At 60.8% G+C, this 21563-nt stretch carries 14 protein-coding genes and 1 pseudogene; 9 read left to right on the plus strand and 6 right to left on the minus strand.

Going from position 1 to position 21563, the window contains the following annotated elements; translation table 11 throughout:
* Positions 1-86: 86 nt before the first annotated feature.
* Positions 87-3524 carry an AsmA-like C-terminal region-containing protein gene (locus FYK55_RS17510; RefSeq protein ID WP_150077748.1) on the plus strand — a complete coding sequence of 1146 codons (3438 nt, stop codon included), beginning with the start codon at positions 87-89 and terminating at the stop codon, positions 3522-3524.
* A 315-nt stretch (positions 3525-3839) separates the two neighbouring features.
* Here FYK55_RS17510 and FYK55_RS17515 read toward each other — a convergent pair whose 3' ends face one another.
* The gene (locus FYK55_RS17515; protein ID WP_150077749.1) at positions 3840-4079 is read right to left on the minus strand and encodes a hypothetical protein; all 240 of its coding nucleotides are present in this window, start codon (positions 4077-4079) and stop codon (positions 3840-3842) included.
* 737 nt (positions 4080-4816) lie between these two features.
* Here FYK55_RS17515 and FYK55_RS17520 point away from each other — a divergent pair.
* The gene (locus tag FYK55_RS17520; RefSeq protein ID WP_150077750.1) at positions 4817-5233 is read left to right on the plus strand and encodes an OsmC family protein; all 417 of its coding nucleotides are present in this window, start codon (positions 4817-4819) and stop codon (positions 5231-5233) included.
* Positions 5234-5499: 266 nt separating this feature from the next.
* Here the strand turns inward: FYK55_RS17520 and purM are convergent, their stop codons facing one another.
* Positions 5500-6558 (minus strand): phosphoribosylformylglycinamidine cyclo-ligase, encoded by a 1059-nt coding sequence (purM, locus tag FYK55_RS17525; RefSeq protein WP_150077751.1) that lies wholly within the window; start codon positions 6556-6558, stop codon positions 5500-5502.
* Positions 6559-7113: 555 nt separating this feature from the next.
* On the opposite strand from purM, the gene glgX reads away from it, so the two are divergent.
* From glgX to FYK55_RS17550, 5 genes and pseudogenes are all read left to right on the plus strand, one after another.
* The gene (gene glgX, locus FYK55_RS17530) at positions 7114-9216 is read left to right on the plus strand and encodes a glycogen debranching protein GlgX (protein WP_150077752.1); all 2103 of its coding nucleotides are present in this window, start codon (positions 7114-7116) and stop codon (positions 9214-9216) included.
* Positions 9217-9572: 356 nt separating this feature from the next.
* Positions 9573-10136 (plus strand): annotated as a pseudogene (gene dcd / locus FYK55_RS17535) (dCTP deaminase); the annotation flags it as partial.
* A 133-nt stretch (positions 10137-10269) separates the two neighbouring features.
* On the plus strand, positions 10270-10863 hold the full coding sequence (locus tag FYK55_RS17540; protein WP_161604594.1) for a DUF2141 domain-containing protein: 594 nt from the start codon (positions 10270-10272) through the stop codon (positions 10861-10863).
* Positions 10864-10975: 112 nt separating this feature from the next.
* On the plus strand, positions 10976-12517 hold the full coding sequence (locus FYK55_RS17545) for an ABC transporter permease (protein WP_150077755.1): 1542 nt from the start codon (positions 10976-10978) through the stop codon (positions 12515-12517).
* Between the two features lie 428 nt (positions 12518-12945).
* Positions 12946-14052 (plus strand): DUF1570 domain-containing protein, encoded by a 1107-nt coding sequence (locus FYK55_RS17550; protein ID WP_315854054.1) that lies wholly within the window; start codon positions 12946-12948, stop codon positions 14050-14052.
* Between the two features lie 149 nt (positions 14053-14201).
* On the opposite strand, the gene frr is transcribed toward FYK55_RS17550, so the two are convergent.
* From frr to rpsB, 4 genes are all read right to left on the minus strand, one after another.
* Positions 14202-14762 carry a ribosome recycling factor gene (frr, locus tag FYK55_RS17555; protein WP_150077757.1) on the minus strand — a complete coding sequence of 187 codons (561 nt, stop codon included), beginning with the start codon at positions 14760-14762 and terminating at the stop codon, positions 14202-14204.
* A gap of 176 nt (positions 14763-14938) precedes the next feature.
* Entirely contained in the window at positions 14939-15676 is a 738-nt protein-coding gene (gene pyrH / locus FYK55_RS17560) for a UMP kinase (protein ID WP_150077758.1), read from the minus strand.
* 227 nt (positions 15677-15903) lie between these two features.
* Positions 15904-16746 (minus strand): translation elongation factor Ts, encoded by an 843-nt coding sequence (gene tsf, locus FYK55_RS17565; protein ID WP_150077759.1) that lies wholly within the window; start codon positions 16744-16746, stop codon positions 15904-15906.
* A 363-nt stretch (positions 16747-17109) separates the two neighbouring features.
* On the minus strand, positions 17110-17925 hold the full coding sequence (gene rpsB, locus FYK55_RS17570) for a 30S ribosomal protein S2 (protein WP_150077760.1): 816 nt from the start codon (positions 17923-17925) through the stop codon (positions 17110-17112).
* A 536-nt stretch (positions 17926-18461) separates the two neighbouring features.
* On the opposite strand from rpsB, the gene FYK55_RS17575 reads away from it, so the two are divergent.
* Positions 18462-19190 carry an apolipoprotein acyltransferase gene (locus FYK55_RS17575; protein ID WP_150077761.1) on the plus strand — a complete coding sequence of 243 codons (729 nt, stop codon included), beginning with the start codon at positions 18462-18464 and terminating at the stop codon, positions 19188-19190.
* Between the two features lie 244 nt (positions 19191-19434).
* On the plus strand, positions 19435-21504 hold the full coding sequence (locus FYK55_RS17580) for a hypothetical protein (protein WP_150077762.1): 2070 nt from the start codon (positions 19435-19437) through the stop codon (positions 21502-21504).
* The last annotated feature ends 59 nt before the right edge of the window (positions 21505-21563 follow it).

The following is a 21563-nucleotide window of genomic DNA, read 5'->3' on the forward strand; positions in this document are numbered from 1 at the left end:
AGCCTTGGTGCCAGGTTTTTGCGGCTGATCCGGAGGCTCGTTGCAGCAATTGCCCGGAATCTCGTTGGGAAGGAGTCGAAGACTCGTTGGACGGCAAGGAAGCCGAATCGATACGCGCTGCATCCGCCGGGAAAACGTCCCGGTGGATGGTGGTTGCGCTGTTGATGGCGGCGATCGTGTTCACCGTTCAAACGATCGCGCCCCAAACGGTCGGCGAGCAGGTCCGGCGGCACGTCGAACACACGCTCCGTCAGCACTATCCGGGCTTAGAGGTGTCGGTCGGACGCGGCAGGTTGGATCCGAAGATCGGATTGATCCTGGACGACATTCAGATCACTGCGCCGCAGGGGAACGCGCGGCCGGCATCCGTGGCCGGGCTGACTTCGATGGTGGGGCTGTCCCACTCCGATACTCGGCCCCTGCTCAGCATCCGGCAAATTGTGGTGGTCGCCGATGCGAATCTGCGGCGTTTGTTGGAACGTGAGAATCCGATCACCACCCGACGCGTGATCGTCCGCGGCGTGACCGCAGACGCGTGGGCATCCGGTGGAAAAGTTTCTTTGGAAGCATTGTGGCCGCCACCAAAGTTTGGGGACGTGGTCTGTCCCCGGATCGAGGTGCGGGAAGCCAAACTGCGAGTGCACGGCGACCAGCCAGATTCGCGCCCGATCGAAGTGGGGATTGCCGAGACCGTGGTGCTGAATCAAATCAGCGGCCAGCGGGACAATCGCTCGGGAGCCGATCCGCCAGAAGGTGGTGCCGGCGTCGAAGGCTTCGGGCGGTCCGGCGTCGCCAACGGCAACAACGGCCCGGTCCCCCTGACCGCGGCATCGGCACCGGAGTTTTGCACGACCACGATTTCGGCCAGTGGCAACGCTCCGTTCGTGGATCGTTTTGGCGTCCGGGTCACCCACTGCAACGGCCAGACGGAGGTCCGGGCGGACCTGCAGGGAACGAGGTTGTCACAGGAATGGATCGATCGCTTGCCGCAGCCGTTTCGCGACAAGCTGAGTGTTCTGGACGGTTTGGAACTGCTGGTCGACACCAGCCTTGCCGTCCGAATGCAGCCGGGACGTCCCGTCAACTTTCTGACGAAGACGAATATCCACGATGGGAGTTTCCGGCATCCCCAATCCTCAATGCCGTTGCGCAATCTTCGCGGGCTGATCACCTGCGACCCGGCCGGGATCACGGTCGAATCGTCTCAGGGGTACTGGGGCGATGCGCGGTTGCAGCTGAAGGGGCGTTTGCAGGGCTACGGGACGCCGTTGGATGGCACGCTGGAGGTTTCGGCCAACAACTTGATGTTGGATCAGCGTTTGGCGGCCATCATCCCGAAATCGCTGGAGTCGGCGTGGAACAAGTTTCAGCCACGCGGGCTGATCGACATTCCCAAAGCATCCTTTCGGTTGCACCAAGGCAAGGTGGAAACCGCGGCGGATGTCACTTGCAAGGGCGTGGACCTGAGCTACGAAAAGTTTCCCTACCCCGTGCAGCACGTGACCGGTGACTTTTCGGTGCGGGACGGACGCGTTCGGACGGAATTATTGAGTGCCCGCAGCGGCGGCAGGCTGATGCAGTGCCTGTTTGATTTGCCGGTCCGAAGCGACCGGCCACAACCGGGAGTATTCTCGGTGGCGATGGACGGGCCGATTGCGATCGATGGAGAATTATTGCAGTCGCTTTCACCTCGCGGCGAGAACGGCAGCAAGTTGGAGTCATTCATCCGATCGCTGAACCCGGTCGGCGCCGTGCATCTGGTACGAGCCACCTTTCGAACGGACGAACGGCTGGTGAAGCATCAAGACATGGAGCTGAAGGTCAGTGATGCGTCGATGCGTTTCGAAAAGTTCCCCTACCCGCTGTACAACGTTACCGGAGATATCCGGGTCGATGACAGGATGGTGAAGCTCGCGAACTTTCAAGCCACCAATGCCAACGGCGGATCGATCGGATGCGACGGTCACTACCGCTTGCCGCCCCGAGCAGATGAAGGGTCGGAGACGGCGGCCGGTGCGCCCGTCACGGCGGCAACGCGGACGATGCAATTGAACTTTTCCGCCGCGAGCATCGCCTTGGACGAAGCCCTGCGGAGTTCATTGAGCGAGGCGTCCCGCAACACCTGGGACAACCTGCTGCCCAGCGGCGTGTTGGATTCCTTGGAAATCAGTTTGACGCGTGACCGTCCCGACAGCGAACTGGAATTGGATCTGATCGGGCGGCAATACGAGTCGCGTCGATTGGGCGCCGATTCGCTGCGGTTGCAACCGGTCGCGCTGCCCTACCGAATGGACATCGTCGACGGAATCATTCGCTACCAGGGCGGGCGCGTCTTGATTGATTCGCTGCGCGCCGAACACGGCCGCTCCAGCGTGTCAGCCGACGGCGGTTGCGAACGTTTGGCGGACGGCCGCTGGTTGTTGACGGTGAATGTCCACAGCGGCAGCCGATTGATTCCGGACGCCGAACTGATCGGTGCTCTTCCGGTCCAGATGCGGGGCGCCCTGCGTGGGCTGAACCTCCGTGGTCCGGTCGGGTTCCGCGGGTTGACGCAGACGTTGCTGTCGGATGAACAGCACCCGCAACCCGATTTCATCTGGGACCTCGTGCTGCAGCTGGAGGGGAATCGTATCGGTGATGTCGGGCCGGTGCACGCCTTGCGAGGCGAACTGTCCGTCAGCGGCCAGAAGACGCCTCAGGGATTGAAAGCCGAGGGCCAGGTTCGGATCGATTCGATGCACGTCAACGATTTGCAGATCACCCAGTTGCGTGGACCCTACCGGATTCAAGAAGACCGTTTGACGCTGGGCGGCGTTGACCCCAACACGTTGGAGGCAATGCCGATCCAGGGACGTTTGTTCGACGGGAACCTGCGGTTGGGCGGCGACGTGATTCTGTCCGATGCCAGTTTTGACGTCGATCTGGGATTGGAGAATGCAAAAGTTCCCGTGCTGATGGCGGAATTGGAGCAAGGCAAAAGTGATTTGACCGGGACCCTGGCGGCCGAGACCCACTTGGAAGGCTTGTTGGGAACGACGGATCTGCTAAGCGGGCGGGGAAGAGCAACAGTGGTCGGCGCAAACCTGTACCAGATGCCGCTGTTGGTGCAGTTGCTGAACGTGCTGTCGATCACGCCGACCGAAGACGTTGCTTTCACCAACGCCGATATCGATTTCACGCTGGTCGAGGATCAGCTGGTATTCAGCAACTTGAAACTTTGGGGCAGCCTGATCGCGCTGCACGGCAGCGGCACGTTGGACCGTCGTCAGGATTTGGACCTGACATTCAACACCCGCGTTTCGCCGCGGAACACCTTCACGCGGATTTTGCGACCGTTGGGCGACCAGCGCTACACCCTGTGGACCGTCGACGTGCGGGGACCGATCAACGATCCGACGATTGAGCGCCGGGCATTGGAGGGCGTGGGGCTGACCCTGGAGCGGCTGTTCCCGGGAATGAACATGGGCGTGGAAGAAAGCCGCAGCACGGAAGCGGCGGGGCTGGGACGCCTGTTTCAGAGATGAACGCGTTTCAGCGCTGGGCATCGCCAATTGAGCTGGGCATCGCCAATTGAAGTGAACCGTCCATCCATCTTTTTTGGCTGACGCGTCGGCGCGGAGCGGCCGAACCCCTGCGGCGGAAAGTCACGCGCTGGCGAGCGTGGCCCCACCGTTTCGAGGAACGCCAAGCGAAGCCTCCGTGAGATCTGCACCGCCGCGGGCGAGATCAAACGGTGAACCGCCGATCGCTGGCGCAATCACGGGAAGTTGGAGCAATCACGGGAATCGGTGTGTGCCGGGACGGGCCGGAAATGGGCACCGAACCGTCGGCGAAACCGATCAGGCAACTTCGACGCAGTTGCAGATTTCACCCAGCACACCGGCTTGGCGAATCGCCGGCACCAGGGCTTGTCGCAGCGAAGTCGTCGGCAGGTGGCCTCGCAGGACGATGCGGGCGCCTTCGATCGAAATCTGCAAGGACGGGCGGTAGGGGGAGAGTTCGTGGTGGGCTTCCAGAACCGAGTCGATTCGACGAATCGTTCGTGATTCCCGAGACTCGAGGATTTGTGTCGTGACCATCTCTTCTATGATCTCCAGAGCGGCGAACGGCTTAAACGCGGTATTTTGCGTAAGCGGGGGAATGCCGCTGTAGTGACAGACAAAACAGGAAATTTGGCGGGGCGAAGAAATACCAGTTGGACGACGTGGCGTCGAGCCGAATCTGTGAACAACTTCTCCACAATGACAGAACGCGTAATGTAGTTAATTCGCCCGCAAGGGTTGCCTAACGCTAGTTCAAGTCACGGAAAAACCATGGGAAATGTCACAAGTTTTCCCAGAAGTTTCCCGCCCAGTCCGTTCGCGACGATTGGTCCGAACACGCCTCGGCACAACCGGTCGGCGGCAATGCCCGATCAGGTACGATCTGGGCCGTGCCAGCACCCGACGACCGTCGTCGGGTCGCAACGACTTTTCTGACGTTCGTGGAGCTGTGCAATTCGTGTGCCGAGCATGCAATTCGGGCATTCATTGGTCGGCTAGCAACGTGGCGGCTAAAGCGCAAACACGGAAACAGTCTGCCTGCACGAATGCTCAAACCAAGCGGACGTGCGGTAGCCAGGCCGGCCATCGCGTGGAGAATGCTGATCAAACACCGTTGGCGGCGACCGCTAAATTGATGCGGCATCAACCAGCTTTCCGCTGTCAGGCGACGACGTGCGAAGAGTGCATCGGATTGTCGAAAGGCATCCCTCTGGACGCGTTTTGCGGAATTTCGACTCGGTAGTTCGGCGAATTCAGGTCAGGAGAACGACACGATGGCAGTGGAAATCGAAGCGATCTACACCGGACAACTGGGGTGTCGGGCGACGCATGGGCCCAGCCAAAACACCTTGATTACCGATGCGCCGCTGGATAACGGTGGCAAAGGTGAATCATTTTCACCCACCGACCTGGTCGCCACGGCGCTGGGAACCTGCGTGCTGACGATCCTGGGGATCGTTTCCGAACGGCACGGCCTGGATTTGACCGGAGCCCAGGTACGGGTCACCAAGGAGATGATTCAGCAACCGGCCCGACGAATCGGTTCGCTCAAGACGGTGGTCGTTGTTCCCGCTCACGCCGTCACCGATGGCGCGATGCGGGTGCGTCTGGAGGCGGCCGCAAGGGCTTGCCCGGTGCACCGGAGCCTGCACCCGGACATCGATGCTCCGATCGACTTCCAATACGAATGATGCGACCGGACCGGCTGGCAAATCGTCTGTGAGCAAAGATCGCCCCTCGCCGACGGATCGAAATTGCCTGCAAAACCTTGCGCCGGATGCAAGGATTTGCGGCCAGGGGCATGCGGCTCGCTCTCGAGCGTGGTGATCCCGCCCGTTGACGAGAGGCAGCAGCGGGCTGCTGCAGGTTTCTTGACGGAGCGGGGCTGGCCGTGTGACGTCGAACACCGGAAAAACGTGATGCCGGTGCGACCGTTCGCCTAGACGTCCTGTTCGCTTCAGACGTAGCGGACCTTCCCACTGCCGGCGACGATGCGACCGATCGGTTGGCAGGGCATTCCGATTTGGGTCAGTTGCGACTGAATGCTGGAGGCGTAGAACTCGCTGACCACCATCGCCATTCCGATTCCCATGTTGAAGACGCGCCGCATTTCCGCGTCGGAGACCTCGCCGGTCTGTTGCAGGAACCGGAAGATCGTGGGGGGCTGCCAACTGTTCGGGTCGATTTCGGCGTCCACGTCGGAGGGAAGGATCCGGTCCAGGTTTTCTTCGATGCCGCCGCCGGTGATGTGAGCCAGCCCGTGCAGCACTTGCTTGACGCGGTAATGGCTTTGCACCGCGCGGACCGCCTGGCTGTAGATCCGCGTGGGGACCAGACACGCATCGCCCAGTGATTCGCCGCCCAGCGGTGCTGGGGTACTGTCCCAGGAGAGTCCGGCGTCGGAGATGATTTTTCGGACCAGGGAGAAACCATTGCTGTGCAGGCCGCTGGACGACAGCCCCAGGACGACATCGCCGGCGGCGATCTGTTTCCCATCGATCAGCCGTTTGCGTTCGACCACGCCGACGGCAAAGCCGGCCAGGTCGTAGTCTTCGTCGCCGTACATATCCGGCATGATCGCGGTTTCGCCCCCCAGCAGTGCCATGTCACCGGTCACGCAACCGTCACTGATTCCCTGAACGATCTTTTCCAGCCGCGCCGGGTCGTCTTTGCCCATGGCGACGTAGTCCAGGAAGAACAGCGGCTCGGCACCCGTGCACAGCAGGTCGTTGACGCACATGGCGACCAGGTCAATGCCGACGGATTCGTGGATTCCGGTTTGCTGTGCGATCTTGAGCTTGGTACCGACGCCGTCGGTTCCGCTGACCAGGACCGGTTGTTCGTAACGACGGGCAAACAGGTTGCCGGGGAAATCCAGTTGAAACAGTCCCGCAAAGCCTCCATCGCTGGGCAGTACGCGGGGACTGAACGTGCGGTGCATCAAACGCGGCAAACGCCGCATCGATTCCGCGTAGACGTCCAAATCGACGCCGGCGTCTTTGTAGGTCGCAGCCATAAAGGATCGGTCACGTTGGCGAGAAAGGGGAGACGAACGGGAGCCGTGCGACGAGCAGCCGTCGGGGCGGCTCGCGGGCAGTGTCGGCACCGAGCGGGCGATTGCGTCGCGGGCGGAACAGCCGGGCGGGTGGATCGCACCGGCCGTGCAAATTCTGACATCCGCGTGGAGATTTCGGTAGGCGTCTGGTCGGCATCCCGCCCCTAGGACACCGCTAACGCCAACGCACGTGACGGCCACCGGCTCTGGCAGCGCTTTGGCGTGGAGGCGGCGGAAGTCACCCGCTAAAGACGGTAGAATTTGAGGTCGACACAGGTTCAGACCCGATGCGGGTCGCCCCACCAAGGGGCTCAATCGACAAACTTTTGTTCATCCAACTGGGAGGTTTCTTCGGCAACTGATCGCCAGCCGTCATCGCGTGAACCGCAGCGAGACAGATTTCCGCTCCGTGCCGGCCCGAAGTCGGCTCGGCAAACGGCAGGTGGTAGGGTTTCGGGCAAGCCGTTCGGCTTGCGTGTCTTCCGACAGATCAGGATTGCAGGAGAAGCCAGCAACATGCTTATGCGACAGCCGACCGGAAATCTTCAATTCACTTACCAGCCTCCGTTCGGTGCGACGCTGCAGGAAAACGGCGTTCAGTTCTCGGTTTTCAGCCGTTCGGCGACTGCGATGCGGCTGCTGCTTTACAACAAGGTTTCGGATCTGGAACCGGCTGAAATCATCGAATTTGATCGCGAAACGGACCGTTGGGGTGACGTCTGGAGCCTGACGGTGCGGGGGCTGGACGAAGGTCAGCTGTACCATCTGCAGGCCAGCGGCCCCTGGGATCCCGACAACGGTCAACGCTTTGACTCCGCGGCGCGGCTGATCGATCCCTACACCCAGGCGCTGGCGGGCACGTTCCAGGCCAGTGATGACGGCGTCATCCGTCCGCCCAAATGCGTGGTCGTCAACGACACCTTTGATTGGGAAGGCGATCGTCACCTCCGTCGTGATCTCAGCGAATCGGTGATCTATGAGATGCACGTTCGCGGGTTCACCAAAAGCCGAACGGCCAAGATCAAGTGCCCGGGGACCTACCTGGGAGTGATCGAAAAGATCCCGTACCTGAAAGACTTGGGCGTCACGGCGGTCGAGTTGATGCCGGTCAACGAGTTTCCGATTCTGGACATTCACGGCCAGGTGCCGGAGCGTCCGAATTATTGGGGCTACGACCCGATGGCGTTCTTCTCGCCGCACCGCGGCTACGCCCACGACAAGCAGCCCGGGGCGCAGGTCGTTGAATTCAAGCAGATGGTCAAGGAACTCCACAAAGCGGGGATCGAAGTCATCCTGGATGTGGTGTTCAACCACACCTGCGAAGGCAACGAGAACGGTCCCACCCTGTCCTTCAAAGGGCTGGAGAACCAGGTTTACTACATCCTCAGCGAAGGATGCCATTACACCAACTACAGCGGTTGCGGGAACACGCTTAACGGCAACCACCCGGTTGTCCGCGAGATGATCTTTCACTGCCTGCGACACTGGGTGCACAACTACCACGTCGACGGTTTCCGATTCGACTTGGCCAGCATCCTGTCACGCGATCGCAGCGGCAACCTGGTTCCCAACCCGCCGATGGTGGAATTGATCGCCGAAGACCCGTTGCTGGCGGACACCAAAATCATCGCCGAGGCTTGGGACGCCGCCGGAGCCTACCAGGTGGGATCGTTTGGCAACCATCGCTGGGCGGAGTGGAACGGCCGCTACCGTGACGACGTGCGAGGTTTCTGGCGGGGAGATGGCGGAACACTGGGCGCGTTGGCCACCCGCTTGGCCGGCAGCAGCGACCTGTACGAGCATGCCGGGCGACCGCCGTTTTGCAGCATCAACTTCATCACCAGTCATGACGGATTCACCCTGAACGATCTGGTTTCGTACAAAGAAAAGCACAACATCGACAACGGCGAAGACAACCGGGACGGCGACAACCACAACATCAGCGATAACTACGGCGTCGAGGGGCCGACCCGCAAGAAAGGCGTCAGCACGATCCGTTCGCGACAGGTTCGCAACATGCTGGCGACGCTGCTGCTATCGCAGGGCGTGCCGATGTTGGTTAGCGGGGACGAAGTCCGCCGGACGCAGAAAGGCAACAACAACGCTTACTGCCAAGACAACGATCTGAGCTGGTTTGATTGGCGATTGGTCCAGAAGCATGCCGACGTGCTGCGGTTCACCAAGGCTTTGATCCAGTTTCGGCGCGATCAGCCGACCGTGCGGCGTGTCAGCTTCCTGACCGGGGAACCGGTGGATGGTCGATTGATTCAAGACGTCTCCTGGTACTCCGAAGACGGCTCCCCGCTGAACTGGGGGCAGATGGAATTGAGCATGGTCGCCTACATTGCCGCGCCCAGCCGCGTCGAGGACCCCGAAGGTCTGGGGCGTGACATCGTGATGATGTTCAATAGCACCGGATCCGACCGCATGCACACGTTGCCCGACGTGGGCCGGGGCATGAAGTGGAATCTGTTCATCGACACGGCCGCCGATTCCCCACGCGACATCTTCCCGGATTTGGACGGTCCCATGCCGCCTAGCAATCGGGTGGTCGACATGCCGTGCCACTCATTGAAGGTTTACGTCAGCGGACCGGTGTCGGCCTACCGACGGAAATGATCTCCGGCCAAGCCCTCCCCCGGTACCGCTTGGCGGCCGTCCTCCCAACGGCGCCGTCAGGGGACGAATCCGATTCGGAGGGCCGGGAGACAAAAGGCGATGCATGACATTGACCGGCGGATGCTGTCAGGTCGCTGGACAACGCTGCGTTTTCGTAGCCACACTCGACAGAGCGTGGAAATCGCTTCGCCCAGAAAAACTTCGCCGGACGTGCTGGCGAGCGTTGCTTTTGCGATTTCAGACAAAGGGTTGTCGCGACGGCCCCGGTACCGTGAAGCGCCGATTTGCTACAATCGGGGCGACAGCGAGCGGCGGCGCTTGCCGAGTTCTCGACGTTCGATTGATTCGGGTCAGTGATGCTCTTATCAAGCCACGAAATCCACGCACGGCTGCAGTCCGACGAAATCCGAATCGAACCCTACGAGCCGGCTCGGCTGAACCCCAACGGCTACAACTTGTCGTTGCATGACGAGTTGTTGGTGTACGAGGAAATCGTTCTGGATGCGGCCAAGCCGAACCGCTACCGCCGGCTGCGGATCCCCGAAGACGGCATCACGTTGCAACCGAACGTCCTGTACCTGGGACGGACGGTGGAACACACCGAAACGCACGGCTTCGTGCCGATGATTCAGGGGCGCAGTTCGCTGGGCCGCTTGGGATTGTTCATCAATCCCGGTGGGGCCGTGGGCGACGTCGGCTATTGCGGGACCTGGACCGTCGAAATGCACTGTGTTCAACCGGTCCGGATTTATGCCGGCATGCAGATTTGCCAGATTTTTTATCTGCAGCTTTCCGGGGCCGCCAGCGAGTACTGTAGCGACAAATATCAGTTCAGCCGCGACATTCAACCCAGTCTGATGTACCGTGAATTCGGAGAAGCCGAAGACGAAAGCCAATTGGAATTGAATTTCGGAGACTCGGCCATCGGCGCGGGAGCCAACGAGTTGGCGCAAACCGCGATGGCCCGCAGTCATGCGGCTCAGCAGCAGCAGCAGCAAGCCCAGGATGCGACCGACGTGCCGTCGCAGGAAACCTGAAACCGGATTTGCTTTGATGTCACGGCCCAGAAACCGTAGCGACGCGTACCAACACCCGCAACGACGGCAGCGTTTGAGGCAAGCGTGGAAAGAAAGCCACGGCAACTGGCTGTTGGGATTTGCCGCCGCCATCTTCGTGGCGGGGATGTTCATCATTTGGACGCAACCGGAATCGCAGGACGAGACTTCGCTGGAGTTGTTGCCGGTGTCCGAAGGTAGCGCGGGACGACCGTCGCTGCCCGAAAATGTCTTGATCGTTCGCGTTTCCACCTCCCGAACCAATGCGACGGGTCCGATCCGAATTGCGATCTACGATTCCAAGGAATCATTCGGCAACTCGGATCGAGCCGTCCTGAAAGACTCCCTGATTCCCGTCAACGGTTTTGTCGCATGGGAGATTGACTTGGGGATGCTCCCCGAGAAGTTCGCGATTGCGGCCTACCACGACTTGGACGACAACGGCGTCTTGAATCGGGCGCTGTTCAACGCACCGGTCGAACCCTACGGGTTTTCCAACAATGCTCGCAGCATTGTTGGGCCGCCGACGTACGAGGAGACGATCGTTTCGCGGCCGACCGAGAGCAAGGAAATGGAGATTCGCGTGTACTGAGCGTTCCAAGTCGTTGGCCACCCACGGCCGCGGCGTGGACCATGGACTTGAGGAACTCGCGATCGACAACTTCCCGCGTGCATCGCCTTTTTGACGAACCGGACGAAACAACTTGCTGCCCTGGATACGCCCCCTCCTGCTGACGCTGCAATTGATGGGGTGGTGCGTTCTGATCGCCGCGGTGCTGGGGTTGTTGTTGGCCTGGTCCGCTTCCAACCTGTCCCCGCGTCGCCCAGTCGGACGACTGGTCAGGCTGTATTTTCTGTGCAGCACCCTGACCTGCTTGGCGATTCCCATGATTCTTCACGCGACGGCTTGGGAATCCACGGCGGGGAAATTCGGCTGGATGACCTTTTCGCAGACCGGGGCGCGGACCTACACCGGTCTGGGCGGATGGTACAGCGGCATGATTGCGAGCGCCTGGATCCACGGTTTGGTCGGCACGGCATTAGTCGCACTGGCAACCTGGTACGGAACATCACGCATCCCGGCGGCGGTGGTCGACCAGGGACGTTTGGATGGGGGCAGGGTTTGGAATTGGTGGCGGATCCGGCTTCCGATCGCGATGCCTTGGGTGGGAACCGCGTTGTTGGCGACGGGGATCCTGGCGGCGACGGAGATGACGGTCGTCGATTTGTACGGTGTCCGCACGTTGGCAGACGAATACTATCTGTTCCACTCGGCACAACCGTCGATGATTTCCATCTTGATGGTGTTGGTCTTGCCGGCAATCTTTTTAATTGCCGCGATCAGTCTGTGGGTGATGCACCGGCCACGGCATTTTCAGGCGTTGACGGTCGGCCAGATGCAGCGAGAGACCGGTTCACCGTCCAGGTCGCATCCGTTCGCCGTCGCGGTGGTGATCGGGCTTTCCACGTTGCTGTTCATCTTTCCGTTGGCCGGTCTGGTCGTGAAAGCCGGGCACGAGGTGATCGTGTCTCCGGGACAGGACGCCGCCACGACGGTGGGATGGTCGTTTTCACGCACGGTTCAAACGCTGGCACGCGCACCGCTGGAATTCCGACGGGAGTACGCGTGGACGGTGTTGTTGGCCGTTGGCGTGGCTGCGGTGTGTCTTCCCGTCGCCTGGATCGCCGCCTCAATTGCTCGACCGAGGTTCCGCCTGGGGAGGTTCTTCGATTTTCTTTCGATCGTTGCGGTGTTGATTCCCGGCCCCATCGTCGGGTTGGTCATCGTGCACCTGTTCGCGTTTCCGATTCCAGGTCTGCGTCGAGCCTACAACGAAACGCTGGTTCCCACGGGGTTGGCGTTGATGTTTCGCGCCCTGCCGGTGGCTTACTGGATTCTGCGCGCCGGTTATCGCGGGCTGGACCAACCGCTGTGGGACACAGCCCGTTTGGACTTTTCCTGGGGCCAAAGGATGTGGCGGATCGATCGACCGTTGTTGGCCAAGCCTTTGCTGATCGCCGCGCTGGCTGCCGCGGTGGTGGCAAGCGGAGACGTTCCGGCGACCCTGCCGGTGCTGCCGCCGGGAGTGGTGACGGTCGGAACGCGGCTGTTTGGCCTGTTGCACAGCGGTGCCCGGTATCAGGAAGCGGCGCTGGCGTTCTGGTACATCGTGGTCATCGTCGTCATCTGCATGCTGGCCGTGCTGGGTTGTCGCCCGGCGGCTGTCAAAATCAAGCACGATTGATCATCTGTTCAGTTGCTTGCATCGGTCTTACGGATAGTTGCGCCTTCCGGACAATCCTGCCGTCCGGGCAGGCAGGCGGCGGATGCGGTTCAGGTGCACTCGGTGACGACAGTTTCTCCGTTTGCCGCGGCCGATGGGGTCAATCCATCTGAACGGCTGGTGGCGCCAACCGGTACACTGAAGCGGCAGGCCCCGGACGATTGTCTGGGAACGTCCGAATGCCGTCAGGATCTTTGGGCTATAGGTAGAGCGAGGGGCGCGTTTTTCCTATGCTCCGTGACCTAGGCTCCGCGAAGCGTGGACGCTGCCGGCGTCGACGCGAGATCCGCGCCGCGGCAGTGGCGCCTGCGGAAGCGATCCCCGTCCGAACGCCGTTCCCAAGTTCCTCCACTTTCGCCCCATCACGGATGTTTTCAAATCAATCTCCCTTGCCATCAGCAGTGCTTTGCGCGGCGCTGTTCGGCGTCATCGTGCTCACCGACCCGGCTCCGATTTCGGCCGTCGAGACGGTGACGTTCAAGTCGGACGAAACGGATTTGGTCAACGGAGTGCCCCGGCCGACGCGAACGGTGACCGGGGAAATCTTGGTCGAGGCTCAGGATGGCGGTTTGATGCTGCAGAGCGACGACGGCCGGATCTGGACCATCCAGCCGGAACAGGTCACCGATCGCAAGACCACCGATCGCAGTCTCCAGCCTTTAAGCGACGAAGAGATGGCCGATCGGATGATGCAGGAGTTGCCGAACAGCTTCTCCGTCTTCCGCACGGGACACTACGTGATCGTCCACAACACCAACGATGATTACGTGCGGCAGGTGGGCGCGCTGTTCGAGCAGTTGTACAAGAACTTTTACGCGTTTTGGAAGAACCAGGGTTGGAAGCTTCCCGAGCCCCGATTTCCCCTGGTCGCGCTGGTGATGGCCAACCGTGAGGATTTTCTCAAACACGCCAGCGCGGAAGTGGGAGACCAGACCGCGCAAATGGTGATCGGCTATTACCACCTGTCCAGCAACCGCATGACGATGTTCAACATGCCCAATCTGGAACGGAACATCGCGACGATCATTCACGAAGCGACGCACCAGTTGGCTTACAACTGCGGCGTTCAGCGTCGGTTTGCGGACAATCCGATGTGGGTCAGCGAGGGGCTGGCGATGTACTTTGAATCCCCTGATTTCAAGAGCGCGCTCAATTGGCGAGGCATCGGGCGCGTCAACCAGGTCAATCTGAAACGTTGGCGAGATTATCTTCCCCGGCGTCCGGAGGATTCATTGGCGACGCTGCTGTCGAATGATCAGCGGCTGCAAAATTCTGAATCCGCCTCCGATGCCTACGCCGAGAGCTGGGCGTTGACCTATTTCTTGATTCGGACTCAGCGCGAGGAGTACGTGAAGTACTTGAAGCAGTTGAGCGAAGGGAAGCCGATGGCGGAGCAGTCCGCTCGCGAGCGGATCAAACTGTTTGAGTCGACGTTCGAAAAGCCGCTGGGCGAATTGGACCAACGGTTCGTGCACTACATGAACCGGGTCCGCTGACGCCGCCGCGTCACTGGCGGAGCGAATTCACCTCACCGTCGCCCCATCCATCACCCGCGTGCCAATCGCAGGTCCGTCACCGTTTGGCGAAGGTCGCGACGATGGCTTGGTGATGGACGAACTCGAATGAGAAATCGCGTGCCGGCCCGTTAGGCTTCCATGACTTCGGCTTCGCGATTCTTGGCCATTTCGTTGACCTGTTCTTCGAACTTTTTGGTCAGGTCCTGGACGTCATTCTTCAGCTTGTCGCGATCGTCTTCGGTCAACTCCTTGTCCTTTTCCATCTGGTCCGCATGTTTGTTGGCATCGCGGCGGATGTTGCGGATCGAGATCTTCGCTTCCTCCGCCAGTTCCTTGATGCGGGAAACCATCTTTTTACGAACGTCCGTTGACAGAGCCGGAATGTTCAGGCGGATGACGCGGCCGTCGTTCTGGGGGTTCAGGCCGAGGTCGCTGCCGACGATCGCTTTTTCAATGTCCTTGATGGTGCCGGCATCGTAGGGACGGATCAGGATCTGCTGCGGTTCCGGGGTGCCGATCGAAGCCAGCTGTTTCAGCGGCGACGTCGAGCCGTAAGCTTCCACTTTCAGGGAATCGACCAAACCCGGAGTCGCCCGACCGGTGCGAATTCCAGACAGCTGGTTGCCAAGAACGCCAATCGCTTTCTCCATTCGGTCTTCGGCGTCCATCAGGGTTTCATCGGCGGTCATGGTGAGCATCCTTGGGTTAGGGGAAGAATCGATGATTTACGAGTGTAGCCCTTTTAACGCCGGCTGTGCATCGCCGGAGTGACGATCGGGTGGGCGGAAAAAGGGAGCGGGCCGACATGTTGCGGTCGCGAACGGGTGCGGTTGCGTCGGGGTGCCCCGATCGGGCACCGCACCGTTCAGGATTCGCGTCCGATCCAGGTGCCCACGGTTTCGCCGTTGATGGCGCGGATGATGCTGCCGTCCTTTTTGAAGTTGAACACCAGGATCGGCGTTCCGTGTTCCTGGCAGAGTGCGATCGCGGTGGCATCCATCACGCGCAGTTGCTTGCTGGTGACATCCTGAAAACTGAGCGAATCGTACAGCACCGCGTGCGGGTTCTTTTCCGGGTCATCACTGTACACGCCATCGACGCGTGTCGCTTTCAGGACAACATCGGCGTCAATTTCCAGCGCCCGTTGGGCCGCCGCGGTGTCGGTGGTGACGAACGGGTTGCCCATGCCGGCCGCCAGGATGATGATCCGCCCTTTGGTCAGATGACGGATTGCACGGCGACGGATGAATGTCTCGGCGATCTTGTCCATCGGGACCGCCGACATCACGCGTGTCGCCAGCCCCATCGCTTCGAGGGCGTCCTGCATGGCCAGCGAATTGATGACGGTGGCCAGCATGCCCATGTAGTGCGCCGTCGCCTCCTGGACCAGCGCGTTGCTGCCGGAGAACTGGGCGCCGCGGAGAATGTTTCCGCCGCCAACAACAATCGCGATTTGGCAGCCGCTGGCATGCGCCTGCTTGATCTGTTTGGCGATGGCCGACATTTCCTGGCCACTGATTCCCCGGCCCCCGGAATCAGCCAGGCTTTCGCCGCTCAACTTCAAGACAACGCGTTTGTATCGCAACCTACTTGAATCGGTCATTGATGCGGTTTCAGTGGTGTCGGGTGCGGGGCAGAGTTCGATATCGCGCGGAGGCGGCCAGCCGGGAAGCGGCCCGCCTTCGTGCCGTGCGGTGAGGTAGCATACGAAAAAACCTCGCCGGTCCGAAATGGGACGGGCGAGGCTTTCTGGAGGTGGTTGTCGTGGGACGAACCCTGAAGGACCAGGATCCGTTCGCGGCTTCCAGGAACCGGTTTGGGTGCTATCCCCTAGCCTTCGGCTTTTTCGCCGATCACCCAGTGCCAGAAGTTCTTGACCTTCATCCCGTTGGCTTTGGCGTATTCGCCGACGGTTTGCTTGTCGTCTTTGACAAACGGTTGCGATAGCAGGCAGCGTTCGGCGAAGAAGTTTCGCAGGCGGCCTTCCACCATTTTCTCGACGATTTGTTCCGGTTTGCCTTCGGCAAGTGCTGCCGCCTTCAGGATTTCTCGTTCCTTTTCGACGACGGCCGGATCCAACGAGTCGGCGTCCAACGCTTCCGGTTTCATCGCTGCGGTGTGCATGGCGACATCCTTGGCTGCCGCGTCATTGCCGCCTTCGATCTCAACCAACACGCCGGCGGTGGTTCCGGCGTGGTGCATGTAGCCGCCACAGGTCGAATCGACGCGGACCATGCGTCCGACGTTGAAGACTTCGCGGATCCGATTGAACAGATCGCTCTTCATCTCGCCCAGCGTGATGTCGGGATTGGAAGGCGCAGGTTGCTTCAACAGTTCTTCGGCCGAGTCCGCACCGGGGCCGGTTGCCAATTGCGTGGCCAGTTCGTCGGCCAGCTTGACGAAGTCTTCGTTGGTGGTCACCGGCGCGGATTCGCACAGCAGTTCAACCATCGCGCCAGTCTTCTTGTCGGTGCCGATGTAAAGTCCGAAACGGCCAAACGCCGTTTCTCGGTCGCTGCGTTTGTCAGCCAACTGTTCGCCGCGCTCACGCAGCAACTTGACCGCCTTTTCTTCGTCGCCACCGGCTTCCGTCAATGCTTTTTTGCAGTCCATCAACGGCAGACCGGTTCGCTCACGGAATGCCTTGACCGCAGATGCGGTGATATCGGCCATGGATTCGGTTCTCCAATTTGGAAAGAGAGGATATAGATTCTTTGGGAGGTGACCCGCGTCAAGCAGGTTCATCTTGGGGCAACTGGGTCAGCCGCCCGGGGTGCGGGTCAATCGTCGACCGGCACAGTGGATCAGGACCGGCAGCGGAACGGTGCACGGAGCAGTGGTCGGGGACGGTTGCACAGCTCCATTCCGCACCGGGTCGATTCCGCGCCGGGAATCTGCTCGCGAGTTGCCGATCGACCGGAGTGAAACTCCGGTGCCGGCGTGACGGCCTGGGATCCCGACGTTGACGGCGCCTAGGTAAACGCCGTCGAAGGATCGGCGGCGCCGCTGAGGACGCCGCGTCCGTGATCGATCGGATCAGCCCTGAGCCGATTCCGGTGCGGTGGCAGCCGCTTCGGGCGTGCCGGACTGTTCTGCTTCACCGGATGCTTCCGCACTGGCTTGATCGTTCGTCGGAGCCGCTGACTGGGACGATCCTTGGCCCATGTCCGATTGTCCTCTGCCCTTGAGCACGGCATCGGCCAGTTGTTTCAGGATCAATTCGATGCTGCGGATCCCATCGTCGTTGCCCGGAATCGGCAAATCGATTTGGGACGGATCGCTATCGGTATCGATCAGGCCCACCGTCGTGATTCCCAGTCGTTTCGCTTCGCGAACCGCGTTGCGTTCCTTGCCGGGGTCGACGATGAACAGGCATTCCGGCAACCGGTTCATCGTGCGAAGACCATTCAGGTTGCGGTACATCTTGCGATATTCGCGGTTCAACGCGGATTGCATTTTCTTGCTGTAGGCGTTGATTGCGTCGCTGCCGCGAATCTGTTCCAGTTCTTCCAGCCGGCCCAACCGGCTGCGAATGGTACGGAAGTTGGTCAGCGTACCGCCCAACCAACGCTCGCTGACAAACGGCATGCCGCAGCGCGATGCTTGCTCTTCGATCGCTTCGCCGGCTTGACGCTTGGTGCCGACGAACAGAATTAGCGAGCCGCCTTCGGCAACCTGGCCGAGGTATTTCTTCGCTCGGAGCATGCCGCGAAGGGTTTCGCGAATGTCCAAAATGTGGATTTGGTTCTTGCTTCCGAAGATGTACGGTTTCATCTTCGGGTTCCACAGGCTGGTGCGGTGGCCGAAGTGGACTCCGGCCTCAATCATTTCCTGAACGATGGGGTTCGACATGGGCAGTCAATCTCCGCAGAGTTTGTCGACGTGGGCATCACGAAACGATGTTGGATCGTTCCCAGGGACAGGCGGGCGGCACAGGTCGGCAACGCTCGCCCCCTTTTCAGGGGCCCTTCATCCCGTTGGACGCAGACAATCAAAAGGTTAAAAAGTCCGAAAACGACGGTGTTCTCGGAGGGGTCGCCGAAGGTAGCGAAACCGCTGCCGGACGGCAAGGCAGCGACGTCCCGATCCGTCCGATTCTGCCCCGGAATTTCCGGGAAAGACGCCATTCACAAGGATTCGGTATCCGGCCCGGTTGCAACCGGCGTCCTGGACCGATCGCCTATCATCGATCGGACGAAACGCGAGGGTCCGGCCAGGGTAATTTGGCCCGGCGAGACTGGGCGGGCCAGTCGCGGCCTCGTTTCACGACTTGTCGCCGCCGTCGGCCGACGGTGGCGGGTGCCGCGGCTCTCACACCTTGGTGATTCCGGCGTCGCAATCGTTCCGTTTTCCGCATGCACACCACCGGTCCAGGAATTCCGTTTCCCATGTCCACTGACTTGTTCTTACAACGTTGCCAGCAATTGGCCGCGAAAGCGGGACCGGGCGGTTCCGCCGCTGGGCCAACGCCCGAGCTTTCGGATGCCGACTCGTTGATCGGGTTTTTCCAAACCCTGCGTCCGGATGGCGGCGATTTGGCTTCGGTCTTCAACACGTTGCCCCAAGGAGCCGACCTGGTCGATCGGCTGGAACGCGTTTACCAACTGGCCGGCGACCAGCAGCGTCCGGGCGGCGGCAAAGATGCTTTCTTCATCGTGCGGACGCCCGACCAACTGACCGTGGAGGCGGCCGAGCATCATGCCGATCAGTGGATCGACGGTCTGCGGCAAATCGCGGAGGTCGTTGGAGATGAAACGACGGCCAACGCCCTGCAAGTCCGGCCCAAAATTCGTGTCTTGGAAGGCATCCCGCCCAAGCACCCCAAATTGCCGGAGCATCGCAGCGATCTCCTGAGCGTGTTTCTGGAACGCTGTGAGGAATTGTGTGGCAAGGTGGAAAACGTCGATCCGCACGCCGATTTGATGCGACCGGCCTACTACTTCATCGCCTGCGATGCGATGTTGCGGGACTACTTGATGTGGCCCTTTTATGCCCAGCAGACAACGTTGACGGACCCGCTGCGGAGCTATTTCACGCTGTGGGCCCACGGCGTGAAGTACCGCATCTTCCGCGAAGATCAGGTCGACCTGTATCTGCCCCGAGAAGCCGCGGTGTAGTGGGGCAGCGCCCCTGTCAAAGCGGGCGGCCGGTCAGCTGTGGCTTCGGACATCAGTCTTGCCGCGAGCCCGGGCGTTTGGCTATGTCCGCAGTTGATGAAGTCGGTCGCGACGGCAGTGACGACCGGCAGATGTCTGGAGGAATCGGTCCAGACCTTGGTTCGGCGTCCCCGGGGACAGCCTCCTCGAGGACAGGGCCGGGCTGCGAGAAATCCCAAAGCCGAAATCGACCTGGAACAATGACATGGATGTCTTGTTGAACTCGAAAACGCTACGCCTGTTGCCTGTATCGATCCTGCTTGGCGTGCTTTGTTGGCCGTCCCACGCGCAACAGCCGCTGGTGGATCCGGAACCCGTGGACGCGGTTGAGGAAACGGCGCCTTACGTGGTGTTCGTTGCCCAGGCTTCGTCCTTCGCCCGATGCGGTCCCGGTGAAGATCATTATCGAACCGACCCGTTGCGGCAGGGGCAGGAGTTGGAGGTCTACCTGGAGACTGGAGACGGGTGGTTGGGCATTCGGCCTCCGGAAGACAGCTTTTGTTGGTTACCAGCCCACGCGACCGATCTGTCCTCTGACGGCAGCACCGCGACCGTTCGTGACGATGAGACCGTGGTCTGGATCGGGACACAACTGGGACGTGCTCGCCGTTACCGATGGCAGGTGCAGTTGAACGCCGGTGAGCAGGTGTCGGTCATCGGCAAAATGGAGCGAGACGGAAAGGAAGGGCCGGAAACCTGGCTTCGAATCGTTCCCCCATCGGGTGAATTCCGCTGGGTGCACCGCGACCAGGTCGTCGAAAGCGCCGAGCAGCTTGTGGAACAGACGCGGATCGCCAAGTCCGAGGATCGTCCGGAAGACGCCCAGCAGGCGGTCGCCGGAGACGCGTTCGCCAAGCGGGGTGAGGTGAGCGGCGAATCCGATCTGGCGGAGATGTCGGCCGGAGTCCTTCAAACCGCCGCGAATCTGGCGGCGGAAATCGGAGCCGCCGCGGAAAGTCGTGACGTCGCGGTAGCGGAGGAATCCGATTCATCACGCGAGTTGAGCGACCAGCAATCCAGCCGCCGCAACCCGCAAGCACTGCAGGCGGCAGCAGACATGCCCGATTTGCGGCCCGTGCCCACGGTGGCTTCCGATGGAATGACCAGCTCCGCCGCGACCAAGCGGACGGTTTCTTTGGACCGGCCGTTTCAAGTCCATCGCGACGCCGACCCGGAAGACTTTGAAGATCGTGGGGCCGTGATCGGCAGCGGTCTTCGTCAGGAGTGGCAGGATGATCTTGGCAAGTCCGTGCTGGCCGATGATGCATCGAAGGAAGCGGCTTCGGCATCCGTGCTTGCTGAACCGATCCGACGCGTGACCGACGTGGTGGCCAATTTCATCAGTCCGCCCCGGCTGATTCAGATTGACGCGTCAGAATCGCCCAACGCACTCGCGCCACCCGGAACCGCCGATCGTCGGTGGATGGTCGGATCGACGCGAACTTCACCCATCAACAACGGCTCAGGCGCCCAGGCCGGATCGACCAACCAGTCGATTGCCCAGGCAGGATCGGATCCAAATCTTTCCAACCTGACAACGTCGATTCCGCCGTCGCTGTCGGCGACGACGACTCAGGGAACGGTGTCAGGCAATGGGGTACAAGGCACTGAGATCCTAGGCAATGGGGTCCTTCAGACGAGCTTTGAAACCGTTGCACCGAAAGCACGCGTCGTTTCGACGGCGCAGATTTCTCGCGCGGAGCAAGCGGTTGCTGCGGCGGACCTGGCGGAAGTCCAGCGAATTCTTTCCAAGCTGATGGCGGAAGGAGCCTCCGCGGACGAATTGAACCCTTTGATCCGACGGCTGGAAGTTTTGGGCCAGCAGATTCCGCCGGATCAAACAGCACCGCTGCGTGAAACAATGCAACGGGCTCAACAGTATCGGAATTTGGCGGCCCGCCGCGACGGTGTGACGACGATCCAATCGGACGCAGTCGCCGCGGGTGGCGACTTGGCAATTTCTACGGTGGCGACCGCAGGCAGCGGAGCTCCCGTCGGCGGAAATCGGCTTTCGGTTCCCGCAACAGCTCCTCCCCCGCTGAACGACGCGGGCGGTGCGACGGGGTATCTGGTGCAGGTCTACTCGTCACGTCCGGACAGCCCACCGTTCGCATTGACGGATGATTCAGGTCTGACCGTCGCGTATGTGACGCCCTACCCCGGCGTGAACCTGCGACCGCATCTGAACAATCGCGTGAGCGTGGTTGGGAAGGAGAAAATGCTGCAGGGGATGAGCACGCCGCACATCCTGGCTGACTCGATTCAACGCCGCTAATCTTTGGGGATCCGTGAACAGTCGGACGCGCCGCGACCTTGCTTCGGCGTTTCAATTCG

It is taken from the genome of Roseiconus nitratireducens, from assembly GCF_008629675.1.
GTDB classification, from domain to species: Bacteria; Planctomycetota; Planctomycetia; order Pirellulales; family Pirellulaceae; genus Stieleria; species Stieleria nitratireducens.